We start from the raw sequence: 17,518 nt of genomic DNA, 5'->3' as shown, positions 1-17,518 counted from the left end.
GTAAGCAGTCTCATTGCATACTCGTATTATCGTTTTGGTGGTTGGCGTTCTAAACAAATATTCAGGGAGTAGGTGTGAAAAATGGCAATAAAGATTGGAATGGTGGGAACTGGATGGTTTACTAAACATCATCTGGATATCTTATCTAAGTTTGAAGAAGTAGAGGTAGTTGGTTTTGTTGGCTCCAGTAAAAGCAAAGCAGAGGAACTTGCTTCGAATTATCCGGGAACGAGAGTCTTTGGGTCATTGGAAGAGCTGATTTCTGATGACCGGCCTGATGCTGTATACATTTGTGTGCCACCAATGGGGCATGGGAATTATGAAAAGCTGCTTATTGACGAAGGAATCCCTTTTTTTGTGGAAAAGCCTCTAGGTAAAGATATGGAAACAGTGAAAGAAATCAAAAACTTAGTGGAAAAGAAAGACCACTTGACTTCAGTGGGATATCACTTCCGATATTCTGATATCATCGAAAAATGGAAGCGCTATAATAGTGAGATGAGAACTGGAATGGTGACAGCCGGATGGATGGGTTCCATGCCACCTGTCTACTGGTGGAGAGATCAAAACTTATCAGGAGGGCAATTTAATGAGCAGACGACCCATCTTGTTGATCTGATCCGTTTTGTCTATGGAGAAGTAAAATCTGTTTTTGCACAGGAAGCCCAGAACGCAAATGCAAAAACGGACAGCACCATTTCGGTAGCAGATGTCGGGTCTTTCACCTTAACGATGGAAAGTGGTGTGATTGTTCAAGTTGCGAACACTTCTGTACTCCCGGATGGTATCGGGGATGTTGGCATTAAGGCGTATACAGATAAAGGGATTATGACATGGCAAATGCAAAGTTTTGAAGCAGCCTTTGCAGACAAAAAAGAATATTTTAAAGCTCAGAACAACCCATATTATGAAGAGACAAAAGTTTTTCTTGAAGCAGTAAGAAATAATGACAACTCAACTATATTATCTCCATATCAAGATGCATTTCATTCATTTAAAGTTGCGATGGCAGCTGAAAAATCAATTAAAGAAGGGAAAATAATAACACTCAGTGACTTTGAATAATGTGTAAGAAGTTGTGCATAGTAAGGTTGAACATATGATAAATGGAGGTAACCTTAATGCATAATAAATATTTACACATTGCTGTATTTTGTCTTTGTTTGTTTTTGGTTGCTTGTAATCAATCTTCCTTACAGGATCGTGAAGGTGAGAATATAGAGCCGAATTATGTGAGCTATGATGGTGAACAGGTAGGCACTGGTCAGCAATTAGAAGAAGACAGCAGGTTTAGAATACCTGTAAATCCAGGCAGAGAACAGAATATATTTGAAGACAGACCATATGACCCAAATTTTAAATATCGGGAACGCAATGAATTTCAGCAGCAAACACCACAAGACAACTTAAGACAAGGGAATGAGCAGCAAGTTCCGCAAGACGGGCAACAAGGCAATAATCGAACAGAAACGGCACCAAATACACCGAACCAGGATGGTAACAATGGTGGTCAGCTTGATCAAATAAGGCAGCAGGTGATAGATCTGACAAATAAAGCGCGACAGGAAAATGGTGCAGGTGCACTTCAGCTGGATGCAGAATTAGCAAGTGTTGCGCAAACAAAATCAGAGGATATGGCACAAAATAATTATTTCTCTCATACATCGCCAACATATGGCTCACCTTTTGATATGATGCAGACCTTTGGAGTGGAATATACCAAAGCTTCCGAAAATATAGCTGCAGGCCAGCAATCCGCAGAACAGGTTGTGCAAAGTTGGCTGAATAGTGAAGGACATAGAAGAAACATGCTGGATCCAGCGGTTACTCATATTGGGGTTGGTTATGAAGCTAATGGTGATTACTGGACGCAAATGTTTATCAAAAAATAATGAGGAAGCCGGACAAAATGTTCGGCTTTTTCTTTTGTGAGCATGATTTTTAATAAAAACATTTCACTTTTCATTGGTGTGTATAATCCGTATAATAAGGTTTTAGTTGTTACGGAATAATTTTACACCATAGAGAAGGGGGCCATTTTGTGGCACAGGGCGAATCAACGATACCTTTGAAGATGTTGTTGTTTTATTTCCATGCAGCAAATACTGTAATTGTTACTTTTTTACCTTTGTACTTACAATTTAGAGGATTAGACGGGACAGAGATTGGTATGGTGATGGCAATTGGCCCGTTTGCATCCATTATCTCTCAGCCTTTCTGGGGCTATATGAGTGACAAAGCTCAATCAGTGAAACGGATTATGATGATATGTTTAATCGGGGTATTAATCAGCAGTACGTTCTTTTTGCAGATGGCTACATTACCTCTGTTATTAACGTTAGGGGCTTCTTATTACTTTTTTGCAGCTCCAATTGGGGCTCTGGGTGACAGTTTAGCACAGAGAAGAGCAGATCAGTTAGGGGTTTCGTTTGGTGCTATAAGAACATGGGGTTCTATTGGTTTTGCGACATCCTCTTTAATTATCGGTCAAATTCTTGCGTTGACTGGCATTCAGTATATGGTCTGGCCTTATTTAGTCTTGGCTGGGGCTGCCTTTATAACAAGTACACGCTTGGTTGATGCTGATGTAGAAACACGTCCTGTTCAGTTGAAAGATATGGGTTTATTAATAAAAAAGAAACCCTTTATTATTTTTCTTGGATTAATTATTCTCATTACGACGACGCATCGTGCAAATGATAGTTTTATAGGAATTCATATTGCAAATCTGGGAGGATCAGAGCAATTGGTCGGCTTTGCCTGGTTTGCGGGTGTGGCTAGTGAAGCTATTGTATTTGCTACTGCGGGCAAGTGGTTCCGGAAATTTCATCCTTTAATTTTTATTATTGGAGCAGGGATGCTATTTTCTATTCGTTGGTTTCTTTATGCAATATTAGCAGATCCGGTGCTGATTGTTGGATTACAGTTTTTACATGGTCTGACCTATGGCGTATTTTATCTGACGGCATTTTCCTATGTAACAAGCCTTATTCCAAAGTATTTGCAGTCGACAGGTCATTTGGTCTTTGTTTCGGTTGCTTTAGGGGTGACAGGGATCATCGGCTCATTGCTTGGTGGAATGATTATGGACAATTTGGGCGGTGAGAGTCTGTATACTTATATGGGCTTGATGTCTGCGATTGGTTCTGTATTAATTTTACTCTATCATATTTTTCCGTATGGGAAATCATAATAAATTAGGTGATAATATTGCAATTCATTGGGGTACTTATACCAATCTTCAGCATTTTTGCGATTGGTTATATTGGAATAAGATTTCTACGGATGGACATTAAATCAATCTCAACCCTTACGATCTATTTAATGTCTCCAGTCCTTGCTTTCAGGACATTTTTCGAAAATGATCTAAATATGGATTACATTTATTTAGGTGGTTTTTTACTTGCAGTGTGTTTAGTAAGTTTATTGTTTTGCTATCTTGTTGGCTATTTCCGCGGCTGGGATGGGTCAGAAAAAAGTGGATTTATCCTTGCCTCTGTATTTATGAATAATGGGAATTATGGTACCCCGCTGGTTTTGCTTGTGTTTGGGGAAGAAGGGTTTCATTATGCAATCATATTAATGGTTCTACAAACATTAATCATGTGTACAATCGGTATTTATGTTGCTGCGAAAGGCGGGGAGGCAGGTGAAAATATCAGTATTTCCCCATTAAGGAATGTGATAAGAGTACCGATCATATATGGCGCTGTTTTAGGGATAATATTAAATGTAAGTGGCATTGGCATCAATCAGCAAATGATGACAGCGATTGATATGGTGGCAGACGCCACGATTCCGGTCATTATGATTGTTTTAGGGATGCAGCTTGCGATGATTAAATTAAATGATCTGGAGTTTGGTAAATTGTCGCTATCGGTGCTGTTTCGCCTGATTATTGCTCCAATCATTGCCTATTTGATTACATTACCGATGCCGATTGATGAGATGGTAAAAGATATACTTATTCTATCAGCAGCAATGCCAACAGCGGCGAATACAACCATGTATGCCCTCCAGTTTGGAGCAAGACCGAATTTTGTATCAAGTGCTACATTAATTACAACAATCCTGAGTTTAGTTACATTACCAGTATTGTTATTTATTTTAGTGTAGGATTAGAAACGGGGAGGGTGAACCGCCTTTCTCCGTTTTCTTGTATATTTATTCATATTTTATTGAATTTTCAGAATTATTAAAATATAATAAAATTGATAAAAGCTATTGTTTTCTGTATAAATATGCTTTATTATAAAAAATATTAATTGTATAAATAACAAATGGAGTGAATATTTATGTATAAAAATATATTGAAAATTGCTGCTGTTTTGCTTGTGGCATTATTGGCTGCGTGTGGAACTGGGTCAGATGGTGAGAATACGCAAGGCAGTGAAAACAGCAAAGGAACATTATCTGTCGTAACAGAATCAGGATTCATGCCTTTTTCTTACTTGGATAAAGGGGAATTAGCTGGTTTTGACATCGAGTTGATCGATGCGGTAATGAATGAGGCAGGCTACAATTATGATATCAAAAATGTAGGCTGGGAATCAATGCTGGCAGCTGTTCAGAACGGTGAAGCAGATCTTGCGATTGCAGGAATCACAATTAACGATGATCGTAAACAAACATATGATTTCTCTTCTCCTTATTTTGAATCAACACACAAAATAGTTTTCCGTGAAGGTGAGAATATTACAAGTGGGGAAGACATTAAAGATCTCAAAGTCGGTGTGCAGTCAGGTACAACAGGTGCAGAAGCTGCCGAAAAGATTCTGGGAACTAACCATCCGAATATCTCTAAATACGAAGCAAATACATTAGCGTTTATGTCATTACAATCTGGTGATGTTGATGCTGTTGTAACGGATAATGTTGTTGCAAGTGAATATGTGAAAAATAATCCTGATGCTAAGGTGGAAATGATCGAGGATACAGATACATTCGAATCTGAATTTTATGGAATTATGTTCCCTAAAGACAGTGAAGTTACAGAGGACATCAATTCAGCACTAAAAACATTAATCGACAATGGCACATATGCAGAATTATATGAAAAATGGTTTGGTGAAGAGCCAAATATTGAAGCATTACAATAAAGAAAGTTGTGTGTGAGCGTAGCGGTTTCTCGTTGCGCTTTTCTGTTTGTTTTGCTGTGTATAAATTCGGGAATCAAAAAGCAAAGTATAAGATATAGAAAGGAGTTAAACAGATGGATTTTAGATTTGATATTATTGCAGAATATATGCCTTTTTTCTTGGAAGGTATGCTGTTAACAATAGTAATGTCAGTCGTTGGTGTGTTAGTCGGATGTGTTTTAGGTTTTTTTATTGCACTTGGTAAAATGTCAAAGCATGCAATTATTCGTATTCCTTTTGTATGGTACATTAATTTTCTAAGAGGAACACCATTACTTGTGCAGCTATTTTTATTCCATTATGCTGTATTGCCAACAGTCTTAGGTGATACAACAGCAGTTACTTCGGTTCTGGTGACTTTATCACTGAATTCTTCTGCATATGTTGCAGAAATTTTCCGTGCCGGGTTACAATCAATAGATAAGGGGCAGGCAGAGGCAGCTCATTCGTTAGGAATGAATAAGTTCCAGGTCATGCGTTATGTGCTATTGCCACAAGCATTCAAACGTTCGATCCCGCCGCTTGGCAATGAATTTATCGTTTTATTAAAAGATTCATCACTTGGTGCAATGATTGCAGCACCAGAATTGCTGTATTGGGGAAGAGCTGCGGCCGGTCAGTATTACCGTGTATGGGAGCCGTATTTAACAGTGGCAGTCGCCTATTTAATTCTTACCCTTTCATTGACCTATTTACTTAATTATTTGGAAAGAAGGTTTGATGTCAAATGATCTCTGTTAAACATTTAAAGAAAACCTTTGGTGAATTAGAAGTTTTAAAAGATATCAATGTCGAAATTAAACAGAAAGAGGTTGTTGTTGTTATTGGCCCTTCTGGGTCAGGGAAATCAACCTTTCTTCGTTGTTTAAATCTAATTGAATCAATCACAGAGGGAACAGTGGAGATTGATGGAAAAGTACTGACAGATAAAAAAGTCGATATCAATAAATTACGTGCAGAAGTTGGGATGGTGTTCCAGCAATTTAATCTTTTTCCACATAAGACGGTTTTGCAGAACATTACATTACCGATGATTACAGTAAGAAAGTGGAACAAAAAAGATGCAGAGAAAAAAGCGATGGAATTGCTGGCGAAAGTAGGCCTGGAGGATAAGGCTGGGGCTTACCCTGATTCATTATCTGGCGGTCAGAAACAAAGGGTTGCCATTGCTCGTGCATTAGGGATGGAACCAAAAGTTATGCTGTTTGATGAACCAACCTCCGCATTAGATCCGGAAATGGTTGGCGAAGTGTTGGAAGTAATGAAGCAACTGGCAGAAGAAGGAATGACAATGGTTGTTGTCACACATGAGATGGGCTTTGCTCGTGAAGTGGGCGACCGTGTGATTTTTATGGATCAAGGCTATGTAGTGGAAGAAAATGATCCGAAAAGTATTTTCCAGAATCCGCAGCATGAACGGACACAGGCGTTTTTGAGTAAGGTGCTGTAGATCGCTTGTTGAATTTTAAGATGAATAGGATAATGGGGAAGGTTGCTCTGAGTATGGGCAGCCTTCTTTTTTTTGGACGATAGGAGTAGAGGAGTTCTGTGAGGGATTTGGTAGAAATTTTAATTATAAGAAAAATTCGTTAAATGACAAGCAATGCGAGTTGTTCTAATGTGTTTAATCTATAAAGAAGTTACAAAATGCCGTGAGGGGCAGGCGGAAAGAGAGCGAAGGCATTCACCGCTGCTCTGAATGCCGTGGGAGTCAGGCGGAAAGAGAGCGAAGGCATTCACCGCTGCTCTGAATGCCATGAAAGTCAGGCGGAAAGAGAGCCAAGGTATTCACTGCTGTTCTGAATGCCAAGGGAATCAGGCGGAAAGAGAGCGAAGGCATTCACAGGTACTCTGAATGCCATGAGAATCAGGCGGAAAGAGAGCGAAGGCATTCACAGGTGCTCTGAATGCCATGAGAGTCAGGCGGAGAGAGAGCGAAGGAATTCACCGCTGCTCTGAATGCCGTGAGAGGCAGACGGAGAGAGAGCGAAGGCATTCACCAATTTCCTAATCCTGTAAAAGGATGAAAAAGAGTCTTTTCAGAGCAATTTTTCCAAAAAAAAAAGCCCAACCACTTTGTTGGGCTCCATCTAATATTTAAAACTTTTTTAAAACAACTTGCTTTTTGAATCCAGTCTCTGTTGCTGTATTATTCTGCTGCTCTAACTCTTCATCCGTTAAATAATAATCTTCCCCAAAAGAGTTCTTCGGTTCCTCTAACATAAAATAGCAGATCACAAAGCTTACGAAAGCACCACCTGCTAGAATAAAGAAAAATTGCTGAGGATTCACAAAAGTAAACAAAGTTAAATAAATCGTAGAACCAACATTTCCATATGCTCCCGACATGCCGGCAATTTGCCCCGTTACACGCTTTTTGATCATTGGGATAACAGCAAATGTCGCTCCTTCAGCACCCTGAATAAACATAGAAGTAAGAACGGTAATTGCAACTGCCAGAATCAATGGCCAGTTGGAATTCATTAACCCCATCAGGACAAGGCCGACGGAAATACCGATCATATAGACAAGCATGACATTCCTTCTGCTGCCCATTCTGTCAGATAGAACGCCGCCCAGTGGTCTTGCAACTAAATTGACAAAGGCGAATGATGATGCAATTAACCCTGCCTGAGCTGGAGATAAGGAGAATGTTAATTGGAAAAACATCGGCAGCATGGAAATGATCGCAAGTTCTGCGCCAAAATTAGCAAAATAGGTACTGTTTAATGCCGCTACATTTTTGAATTTATATTTATCTTGTTCTGGAACACCTTCTTTTAATATTGGCACATTAACTTTTAAAATAGCATAAATTTGATAAATTAAGATTATCACGATCACAGCATATATAATGTACAATACTTCCATTGAGATAAATCCTAATCCTTCTAACCGCCATGCACTGACTGCAACCGCACCGCCAAGTGGAATGGTCCAGAGAATGAGCTGAACCATATCTCCCCAGCTGCTTACTTCAAGTGCTGCAGCTTTTTTTGGTTTAACCAGTGTTTTCCCTTCCGGTGTATCACGAACACAGATATAATAAATGATCCCGTAAATAAAACAAATCACACCAGTAAAAGCAAGAGCATAGCGATAACCATTATCTCCGCCAAACATTGTTAAGGCAAACCATGGCAGTAGCATCGCGGCTGCTGCAGATCCGAAGTTCCCCCAGCCGCCATAGATACCTTCAGCAAAACCGACATTTTTCGGCGGGAACCATTCAGCAACCATACGTATACCGATAACAAAACTTGCACCAATACTCCCTAACACTAAGCGTGAAACCATAAGCTGTGCCCAGTTATCCCCAAATGCAAAAATTATTGCTGGTACCGACATAGTAATTAAGAGTCCGGAATACACTACTCTTGGGCCGAACTTATCAAGCAGCTGCCCAATAATTATTCGGGCGGGAATGGTTAGTACAACGTTACAAATCCCAAGTGCCGCAATATGCTGGGAAGTTAACCAATCCATATCAGCCATCATTTTTGTAGCTAACGGTGCCATACTGAACCATGCAAAGAAGGCCACGAAAAAGGCAAACCATGTAAAATGTAATACTTTAATCCGTTCACTTTTAAATTTAAATAAATCTGCAATCGTCATTTGATACACTCCCTAAAAGATTCAATGTTTAAATTTAGTATTATTTTTACATGTTTTTCAGTCCTCGTCTGATATGTTGTTAGATTCATTAACAGATTTTTTTGGGAATGGCTTCCTGACAGTGCATATTTAAAAAGGATAATATGACCAAGGAGTTCAAGGCAGTACCGGTTTGAGCAGCGGAGAACCAAACCAGCACGTTGTCATTTTTACCGGACTTTTTGAACAACCTCGAACAGAGTAGCTGGTATGGAATGAAAAGTTTTCTCTTTATACCAATTGCATGCTAAAATAAAGGAAATGTCAGGAGGGATTAATGTTGAAACTGGTAAATTATAAGTTAAAATATGACTTTGCTCCAAATCGTATCGGAATGATGTTACATAACAATGTGGTAGATCTGGAACAAGCATTTAAACAAATGATCGAAAATGACGACTCACAAGAAAGCGTTTGTCCACCGCCACATGATCCGGAAACATTTTATGCACAAGCCCCATCAAGTATTAAAACCGCAGAGAAAGTATACACATATATTCAAAACCATCAGCCGCAAACCCAATATAAGAGAGAGGATGTCATCTTGGAGACACCTGTTCCTAATCCTTCCAAGATAATCTGTACTGGCATCAATTACGCAGATCATATTAAGGAGATGGGGAGTGAACCTCCAGAGTTTCCTGTTTTGTTTTCCAAATTTACCAATGCATTAATTGGACCGGAAGATGATATTCATAAAATAAATGCAACAAAAAAACTGGACTATGAAGTAGAGTTAGCTGTTGTTATAGGGAAAAAAGCATCCAATGTCAAAAAGGAAGATGTATATGATTATATTGCGGGCTATACGATAGCTAATGATACATCAGCAAGGGATTTGCAAAAAAGAACGGTGCAATGGCTGCAAGGAAAGTCGTTAGATCATACCACACCAATTGGACCATGGTTAGTCACAAAAGATGAACTGACCGATCCAGCCAATTTAAAGATCCAGTCGTCTGTGAATGGAGAAGTAAGACAATCGTCCAATACCAAACATTTAATATTTGATATTCCTTTTCTAATCAGCTTTATCTCAGAATTAATCACATTAAATCCAGGTGATATCATTTTGACAGGAACAGCAGATGGAGTGGGATTGGCAATGGATCCGCCGCAATTCCTGCAAGATGGTGATATTGTTAAAGTGGAAATTGAAGAAATCGGTTTTATGGAAAATAAAATTACGGATAGATAACAGCAGGCCCGCCTTTGTAAAAGGTGGGTTTTTATTAATCAAAAGTGGGCATCTTTCTTTATCAATAAGCATATAAATATACGTGGATATTTATACAAATGCATTTTCGTAATTGCAATATGCAATATTCCGACTTTTATGTATAAGTGGATATCTTATAATAAACTGTTATGATATATAGCTTTTCCTTGTTGATTTTGTAGTAAGCTTTATCTTTTTTTATAAACAATATTGCATGAAAATACAAAATGGAGTATAATTATAAAATATAATATACGGAATACTTAGGAGGATAAATCGTGAATGTAGCAATTGTAGGAGGCACAGGATACGGGGCTGTCGAATTACTCCGATTTTTATATAACCATCCACATGTAACGGTCGTGAAGATAATTTCTCATTCTAACAGTGGAACATCTTTTTCAGAGGTCTATCCACATTTAGTTAATATTATTGATATGGAAATGGATTCGTTTGATATCGATCAATTAGCAGAAGAAGTGGAGCTTGTATTCTTCGCTACACCATCTAATGTAAGCAAAAACTATATTCCTGGATTAATTGATAAAGGAGTTAAGTGTATCGATTTGTCAGGGGATTTCAGGTTGAGGGATGGCGAACAATATCAGCACTACTACGGGGAAGAGATGGCGGCAGCTGATTATATTGTAAAAGCTGTTTATGGGTTAAGTGAAATAAACAAAGAAGCGATAAAGGATGCTCTATTAGTTGCCAATCCCGGCTGTTATCCGACGGCAACCACTTTAGGACTTATTCCGGTTTTATCTCACAATCTAGCAGAATATCAACATATTATTATTGATGCAAAAACTGGGACAACAGGCGCTGGCAGGAGCTTATCGCAAGGTTTTCATTTTTCAGAAATGCAGGAGAATTTCAAAGCATATAAGCTTGGGGTTCATAAACATATTCCGGAAATTGAACAAGTGCTTTCAGATACAGCCAATGAAGCAATCCAGGTTACTTTCACCCCACATGTTGTACCAATGACAAGGGGAATTATGAGTACAATCTACGTAGACTTGAAAGAAAAGCAATCAACAAAAGAATTAATAAATTTATATAAAGAGTTTTATCAGGATAAACCATTTGTGAGGATAAGAGAAGAAGGTGTTATTCCGCAAACGAAAGAAGTTTATGCTAGTAACTTCTGTGATATTGGTTTATATGCAGACGAACGTACAGGGAAGTTAATTATTGTGTCAGTTATCGACAATTTAGTCAAAGGCGCTTCAGGCCAGGCGATTCAGAATATGAATATAATGAACGGATGGGACGAAACGACTGGAATCAACCAGTTGCCGATTTATCCTTAAGGAGTGAGTGAATAAAATGTTAACAGAAGAACAACAGGGTATTTTCAAAATAATAGAAAACGGGAATATTGCAACAGCAAAAGGGTTTAAGGCCGGAGGATTGCATTGCGGTATTCGAAAACAGAAAATCGATTTTGGCTGGTTTTATTCAGAAGTGCCTGCAAATGCAGCTGGGGTTTATACATTAAATGCATTCCAGGCTGCCCCGCTTAAAGTGACACAGGAAAGTATTGCAAAAGAGAATAAGCTGCAGGCGGTTGTCGTGAATTCAGGAATTGCTAATGCCTGTACTGGAAAGCAAGGATTGATGGATGCTTATGATATGCGTAAGTCCTTCGCTGAAGCAGTCGGTGTAGAGGAACATTTAGCAGCAGTAGCTTCGACAGGATTAATTGGTGAACTGTTGCCGATGGATCGTATTCATAAAGGGATCAGTCAGATCAATGATACCGAACATCATGGGGCAGATAAATTTGAAACGGCGATCCTGACAACAGATACACATGAAAAAGGAATTGCCATCGAATTGGAGATTGATGGAGAAAAAGTTGTCATCGGTGGAGCGGCGAAGGGTTCGGGTATGATTCACCCTAACATGGCAACAATGCTTGGATTTGTTTCAACAGATGCGAATATTGAAGCAAGTGAACTGACAAATGCATTAAGATCAATCACGAACAAGTCATTTAATATGATTACAGTGGATGGGGATACGAGCACAAATGATATGGTATTGGTTCTGGCTAACGGAAAAGCTGGCAACAAGCCGTTATCAGCGGAACATAACGAGTGGGATAATTTTTATCAAGGATTAAAATTTGTTTGTGAGTACCTTGCCAAAGAAATTGCACGTGATGGGGAAGGTGCAAGTAAATTAGTTGAGGTAACGGTTGATGGTTCCTTTACAGACGAATCTGCTGCAGCAATTGCCAAATCTATTATTTCTTCTAATCTGGTAAAAACAGCGATCCATGGAGCTGATGCGAACTGGGGAAGAATTATCACAGCCATCGGTTACAGTGGTGAGTCGCTTGATCCTGATCAGGTCAGTATATACTTAGGCGATATCCTAGTGGTGGAAAATGGTGTACCGCATAAGTTTGAAGAAGATGAGGCAAAGCAGTATTTAATGCAAGATGAAGTTACAATCTTGGCAAAACTCGGGGACGGTAATGGGAAGGCGACAGCATGGGGCTGTGATTTATCTTATGAATACGTAAGAATCAATGCATCTTACCGAACATAAGGAGGATACAATGGTGGAGAAAAATTATGTTGTAATTAAATGTGGTGGCAGTGTATTTGAACAGCTGCCTCCTTCTTTTTATCAGGATATAGTGGAGATACAGAAACAAGGGGAGTGGCAGCCGATCATTGTCCATGGCGGCGGGCCTCTTATTTCTAAATTACTAGAACAAACTGGTGTAGAAACGAGCTTTGTGAACGGCCTTCGCGTTACAACAAATGAAGTGTTGGATGTAGTAGAGATGGCTTTAAGCGGTTCATTAAATAAAGAAATCGTCAGAAATATCGCAGAAGCAGATGGAAAGGCATTTGGATTGAGCGGGGTTGATGGACATCTGTTAAAAGCCCAACCAGTGAAGACAACTGACCCGCTAGGCTTTGTGGGCGAAGTGACAGCGGTAAATACCGCATTGATTGAAAGTCTGGTTGAGCAGAACTTAGTTCCAGTCATTTCGCCGATTGGAATGGATGAAACAGGTCAACGTTATAATATTAATGCAGATATGGCGGCATCAGCTGTTGCCCAGAGCCTTGGAGCAAAGTTATGCTTCATTAGCGATATTCCGGGCATTTATGAAGAAGAAAACGGTGAGAAACACATCTTTCATCAGCTTAATGAAAAACAAATCAATCAATTGATCGAAAAAGAAGTAATCTTTGGCGGAATGATCCCCAAAGTGAATTCAGCCATCAGTGCATTGCATAAAAATGTCGTGGAAGTCTCCATTGTTGATGGATTGGAGCCAAATGGACTGCTGCAATTTATGCAAGGGAAAGAAATTGGTACAAGAATATCTCTGGATAAGGGGGCGGCGAATTATGCCTGAACAGTTACTAAGTCCTGTAATGAACACATACGGCCGGTTTCCACTAACATTAGTTGAAGGAAAAGGCAGTTATGTCTGGGATGAGCAAGGAACGAAGTATTTAGACTATTCATCAGGAATTGCGACATGTAATCTTGGCCATGTGCCAGCTGTCGTTGAGAAAGCATTGCAAGAGCAATTAAGCAAATTGTGGCATTGTTCCAATTTATACAATATTCCAGTTCAAGAGCAACTGGCAGAGATTTTAGTTAAAAACAGTTGTGGGGATCAAGTTTTCTTCTGTAACAGTGGAGCGGAAGCAAATGAAGCAGCACTAAAGCTGGCGAGAAAATATGCGAAAGATAATTTCGCGAAAGAAGAACCACATGTGATTACTTTTAAAAATTCCTTTCATGGAAGAACGATGAATACATTATCAGCAACAGGGCAGGAGAAGATTCACCAGGGATTCACCCCATTAACACCAGGTTTCTCATTTTTGCCATATAATGATGAGGAAGCATTAACAGAGTTGAAAACAAAACAGCCTGATGCGGTTCTGCTTGAATTAGTGCAAGGTGAGGGTGGCGTGGTACCGGCAGATGCTGCTTGGATTAAGGAATTAGCCGCTGTGTGTAAAGAAAATAATATTTTATTGATGGTTGATGAGATCCAGACAGGAATGGGCCGAACGGGTACACTTTTTGCATATGAGCAGTATGGAATTGAGCCAGATGTGATCAGTTTGGCAAAAGGATTAGGTTCAGGTATACCGATTGGAGCAATCATCGCAAAAGAACATGTGGCAAAATCTTTTTCTGCAGGCACTCATGGCAGTACATTTGGAGGGAATCCGATTGCAGCAACAGCAGGTCTGGCTACTGTCACTCATTTAACTACATCGAATGTGTTAGAGGATGCCAATAAACTAGCGGATTATATCTGGGCAGGGCTTACAGAACTAGCGGATCAAACGGAAGATGTGAAACAACTGAGAGGGAAAGGTTTGCTGATTGGATTAGAAGTGGAAAAACCGGCAATCGACTATGTGAACAAGGCAAGAGAAGAACATAATCTATTGATTATTGTAGCTGGCCCCAATGTGGTTCGGGTTTTACCGCCACTTACAACCAATAAAGAGGAAGCAGATCAGTTCCTGCATGTAATGAAGCAGCTTTTTCAATAAGAGAATGGAATAACGCTTATTAACATGAAAATTCAGTTAATCAGGCGTTTTTTCTCTGATAGAAGAAAAAACATTCCAGATCATACTAGGATATATTGATCATTTAAGGTAAAATGGGTAAAGTAGAAAAGAATGAAATGAACAAAGAGGGATCATGATGAAAAGCTATATTAAGGAAAAAATCGATACATATCGTGAAGAAAATAAAAACAGGGCACGTTTATTGATCAATTGTCCTGACCAGCCAGGAATTGTTGCGGCAATTTCACAATATTTATCTGAGCATAATGCAAATATTATTGAATCTAATCAATATTCTACCAATCCAAAAGGCGGAGAATTCTTTATACGTGTGGAATTCGAAATGCCGAATCTGAAGGATAGTAAGGATGCATTGGAGGCAGGGTTTGAATCCATTAAGGACGAATTTGAAATGGAAGCAACCTTTAAATATGTGGATCAGCTGAAGAAAATGGCTATCTTTGTTTCCAAAGAACCACATTGCTTATTAGAATTGCTTTGGGAATGGCAAAGTGGTGATCTGATGGCTGATATCAGTCTTGTGATCAGTAACCATGAAACATCAAGAGAAATTGTGGAATCATTAGGGATACCTTTTTATTATATCCCGGCAAATAAAGATATTCGCAAGGAAGTGGAACAAAAGCAGATTGAGCTTTTGCAAGAGCATAATGTAGATTTTATTGTCTTAGCTCGTTATATGCAAATATTAACACCGAATTTTGTGCAGACATTTAATAATCGAATCATCAATATTCACCATTCTTTCCTGCCTGCCTTTATTGGTGCGAAGCCTTACGAACGTGCGTACAACAGAGGAGTTAAGTTAATTGGAGCTACTTCTCACTATGTAACAAATGACCTTGATGAAGGACCGATTATCGAACAGGATATCAGCCGTGTCGACCACCGTGACAATGCAGAAGCAATGAAGAAAATTGGTCAGTCCGTTGAACGCAGTGTACTTGCACGTGCCGTAAAATGGCAGCTGGAAGACAGAATTATCGTATATGGTAATAAAACCATTGTATTTTAACAGAAAGCAGGCAGACTCTTTAGGGAGGCCTGCTTTCTTTTTTTGATGGATTATTTTCAACCGTATGAATACCCGAAATTGGCTATTCGTCTCTAAGCAAGGTGTTGAAAGGATTTAAACATCAAAAGAGCAAGTGAATCCCGACAGAATGAAGAAGAAAAATATATTTAAACTTCAAATCAATCCACCTGATCCCTCGCTGTTTCAATTGCGAACAACATTCCAAAGGTTTCGAACAGCCCATCACCTGCATATTATGGCAAAGAGGTGATTCTTTTGGATAGAGAAGTATCTGTATGGAAGAGTGATAGTGAACTTTTCATTAAGCCAGCTCCGGCAAATTACACAAAGATTTATGAAAACTATCAATGGAAGAATAGTCTTGTTGGCAGTAATGTAATCAGTCTGCCGATAAATAATCGGACGACAGTATTTACAGTGGTTAGTTTCTATGATCAGTTTATTGTAAGAAAAGATTTTAATCTTCAGGATTTTTTACCGGAAAGGACAAGTGACTATCAGCCTGGTGACATTTTGGTTGCAAGTGACAATATAAAAGAAGAGTTATCTGGATACATGGGGCACTCTGCACTGGTGGTAGACAATGAGAACGTAATTGAAGCAACTGGGGGACATCCTGCCATTGTGAAAGATACTATCAGGCAATTTAAGCAAAAACATCCGATTCATGCGCAACTGCGGCCAAAAAATAAAGATGTTGGTCAAAAAGCAGCAGAATTTGCGATTGAATACTTATCAAAATACAAAGAAAATCTAAGCAAGGATCTAAAAAAACCGGTTTTTTCCTTTCAATTATCACAAGAGTTAGAGGATCTCTGGGAATATACGTATTGTTCGAAACTGATTTGGGCTTGTTACCATTACGGAGCAGGTTATACGTTTAAGAATGATCACTTGTGGTTTTCTCCAGAAGATTTATATAATCAATTAATAGATAATAAAGATTTCGAATTAGTTTACCAACACCCTGATGTGAAATTTTTGCTCAATACGTAATGGAAAGCACTCTTAGAAAAGGGTGTTTTTTCTTATGAAGAAAACGAGAAAAATTTTTAAAAATATATATATTTTTATTGAATGTACGTACGAATTGTATTATTATAAAAGTAATCGTTTTTACACATACGTACAAGAATTAACAGGAGATAGATTTTTTTCAAAAAAGGAAGGTGATTGGCGCATGCTTGAATCATTAAAACAGCAAGTACTAGAGGCAAATATGGACTTACCAAAGTATGGACTAGTAACGTTTACTTGGGGCAATGTAAGCGGTTTCGACAAAGAGTCTGGTTTGATGGTAATTAAACCAAGTGGTGTACCTTACGAGGAATTAAAAACAGAAGATCTTGTAGTCCTTGATCTTGATGGCAATATTGTGGAAGGTAACTTAAAACCATCATCAGATACACCTACCCACCGCTATCTTTATCAAAAATTCCCGGGCATTGGCGGGGTAGTTCATACCCATTCACCATGGGCTACCAGTTGGGCACAGGCAGGTAAAGGAATCCCTGCATTAGGCACAACACAAGCAGATTATTTCTATGGAGAAGTGCCATGTACCAGAAGAATGACAGAAGAAGAAGTAAAAGGTGAATATGAATGGGAAACAGGCAAGGTAATTGTGGAAGCTTTCGAAAACATTGACCCAATCCAGGTTCCGAGTGTGCTTGTTCACAGTCATGCACCATTTAACTGGGGCAAAGATCCGCATGAAGCGATCCATAATGCAGTAGTCCTGGAAGAAGTGGCTAAAATGGCATTACACACCTATCAAATTAACCCAAATGCAAAGGATATGGATCAGTATCTTTTAGATAAACATTATTTACGTAAGCATGGAGCAAATGCATATTACGGTCAGGATAAGTAA

16 protein-coding genes are annotated in these 17,518 nt (G+C 38.9%); 15 read left to right on the top strand and 1 reads right to left on the bottom strand.

The window, feature by feature from the left end; all coding sequences use genetic code 11:
• The first annotated feature begins 81 nt into the window (after window positions 1-81).
• The 7 genes from F9U64_RS08870 (at window position 82) to F9U64_RS08840 (ending at window position 6,588) form a co-directional block, all read left to right on the top strand.
• On the top strand, window positions 82-1,065 hold the full coding sequence (locus F9U64_RS08870) for a Gfo/Idh/MocA family protein (protein ID WP_153402654.1): 984 nt from the start codon (window positions 82-84) through the stop codon (window positions 1,063-1,065).
• A gap of 56 nt (window positions 1,066-1,121) precedes the next feature.
• Complete coding sequence (locus tag F9U64_RS08865) at window positions 1,122-1,892, top strand: CAP domain-containing protein (protein ID WP_228275638.1); 771 nt, start codon at window positions 1,122-1,124, stop codon at window positions 1,890-1,892.
• 149 nt (window positions 1,893-2,041) lie between these two features.
• Complete coding sequence (locus F9U64_RS08860) at window positions 2,042-3,193, top strand: MFS transporter (RefSeq protein ID WP_153402652.1); 1,152 nt, start codon at window positions 2,042-2,044, stop codon at window positions 3,191-3,193.
• Between the two features lie 17 nt (window positions 3,194-3,210).
• The gene (locus F9U64_RS08855; protein ID WP_153402651.1) at window positions 3,211-4,116 is read left to right on the top strand and encodes an AEC family transporter; all 906 of its coding nucleotides are present in this window, start codon (window positions 3,211-3,213) and stop codon (window positions 4,114-4,116) included.
• Window positions 4,117-4,295: 179 nt separating this feature from the next.
• Window positions 4,296-5,099, top strand: coding sequence for a basic amino acid ABC transporter substrate-binding protein (locus F9U64_RS08850; protein WP_153402650.1), 804 nt, complete (start codon window positions 4,296-4,298; stop codon window positions 5,097-5,099).
• 113 nt (window positions 5,100-5,212) lie between these two features.
• On the top strand, window positions 5,213-5,869 hold the full coding sequence (locus tag F9U64_RS08845) for an amino acid ABC transporter permease (protein ID WP_153402649.1): 657 nt from the start codon (window positions 5,213-5,215) through the stop codon (window positions 5,867-5,869).
• Entirely contained in the window at window positions 5,866-6,588 is a 723-nt protein-coding gene (locus F9U64_RS08840; RefSeq protein ID WP_153402648.1) for an amino acid ABC transporter ATP-binding protein, read from the top strand. The genes F9U64_RS08845 and F9U64_RS08840 overlap by 4 nt, the downstream gene beginning before the upstream one ends.
• A gap of 647 nt (window positions 6,589-7,235) precedes the next feature.
• On the opposite strand, the gene F9U64_RS08835 is transcribed toward F9U64_RS08840, so the two are convergent.
• Window positions 7,236-8,756 (bottom strand): NarK family nitrate/nitrite MFS transporter, encoded by a 1,521-nt coding sequence (locus F9U64_RS08835; RefSeq protein ID WP_153402647.1) that lies wholly within the window; start codon window positions 8,754-8,756, stop codon window positions 7,236-7,238.
• Window positions 8,757-9,072: 316 nt separating this feature from the next.
• On the opposite strand from F9U64_RS08835, the gene F9U64_RS08830 reads away from it, so the two are divergent.
• The 8 genes from F9U64_RS08830 (at window position 9,073) to araD (ending at window position 17,518) form a co-directional block, all read left to right on the top strand.
• On the top strand, window positions 9,073-9,993 hold the full coding sequence (locus F9U64_RS08830) for a fumarylacetoacetate hydrolase family protein (RefSeq protein WP_407647306.1): 921 nt from the start codon (window positions 9,073-9,075) through the stop codon (window positions 9,991-9,993).
• A 299-nt stretch (window positions 9,994-10,292) separates the two neighbouring features.
• Window positions 10,293-11,330: an N-acetyl-gamma-glutamyl-phosphate reductase gene (gene argC / locus F9U64_RS08825; protein ID WP_153402645.1), complete on the top strand. Its 1,038-nt coding sequence runs from the start codon at window positions 10,293-10,295 to the stop codon at window positions 11,328-11,330.
• Between the two features lie 16 nt (window positions 11,331-11,346).
• Window positions 11,347-12,576 (top strand): bifunctional ornithine acetyltransferase/N-acetylglutamate synthase, encoded by a 1,230-nt coding sequence (gene argJ, locus F9U64_RS08820; protein WP_153402644.1) that lies wholly within the window; start codon window positions 11,347-11,349, stop codon window positions 12,574-12,576.
• A gap of 13 nt (window positions 12,577-12,589) precedes the next feature.
• Window positions 12,590-13,402: an acetylglutamate kinase gene (gene argB / locus F9U64_RS08815; RefSeq protein ID WP_228275637.1), complete on the top strand. Its 813-nt coding sequence runs from the start codon at window positions 12,590-12,592 to the stop codon at window positions 13,400-13,402.
• Window positions 13,395-14,567 carry an acetylornithine transaminase gene (locus F9U64_RS08810; RefSeq protein ID WP_153402642.1) on the top strand — a complete coding sequence of 391 codons (1,173 nt, stop codon included), beginning with the start codon at window positions 13,395-13,397 and terminating at the stop codon, window positions 14,565-14,567. The genes argB and F9U64_RS08810 overlap by 8 nt, the downstream gene beginning before the upstream one ends.
• 157 nt (window positions 14,568-14,724) lie before the next feature.
• Window positions 14,725-15,624, top strand: coding sequence for a formyltetrahydrofolate deformylase (gene purU / locus F9U64_RS08805; RefSeq protein WP_153402641.1), 900 nt, complete (start codon window positions 14,725-14,727; stop codon window positions 15,622-15,624).
• A 276-nt stretch (window positions 15,625-15,900) separates the two neighbouring features.
• Window positions 15,901-16,641, top strand: coding sequence for a C40 family peptidase (locus F9U64_RS08800; RefSeq protein WP_153402640.1), 741 nt, complete (start codon window positions 15,901-15,903; stop codon window positions 16,639-16,641).
• A 184-nt stretch (window positions 16,642-16,825) separates the two neighbouring features.
• A complete protein-coding gene (araD, locus tag F9U64_RS08795) occupies window positions 16,826-17,518 on the top strand; it encodes an L-ribulose-5-phosphate 4-epimerase (protein WP_153402743.1) in 693 nt (230 codons plus the stop codon).

Source organism: Gracilibacillus oryzae, from assembly GCF_009498735.1.
Lineage (GTDB): Bacteria > Bacillota > Bacilli > Bacillales > Amphibacillaceae > Gracilibacillus > Gracilibacillus oryzae.
Note: the sequence above shows the minus strand (reverse complement) of the source record. Positions and strands in the feature narration are given on the sequence as shown.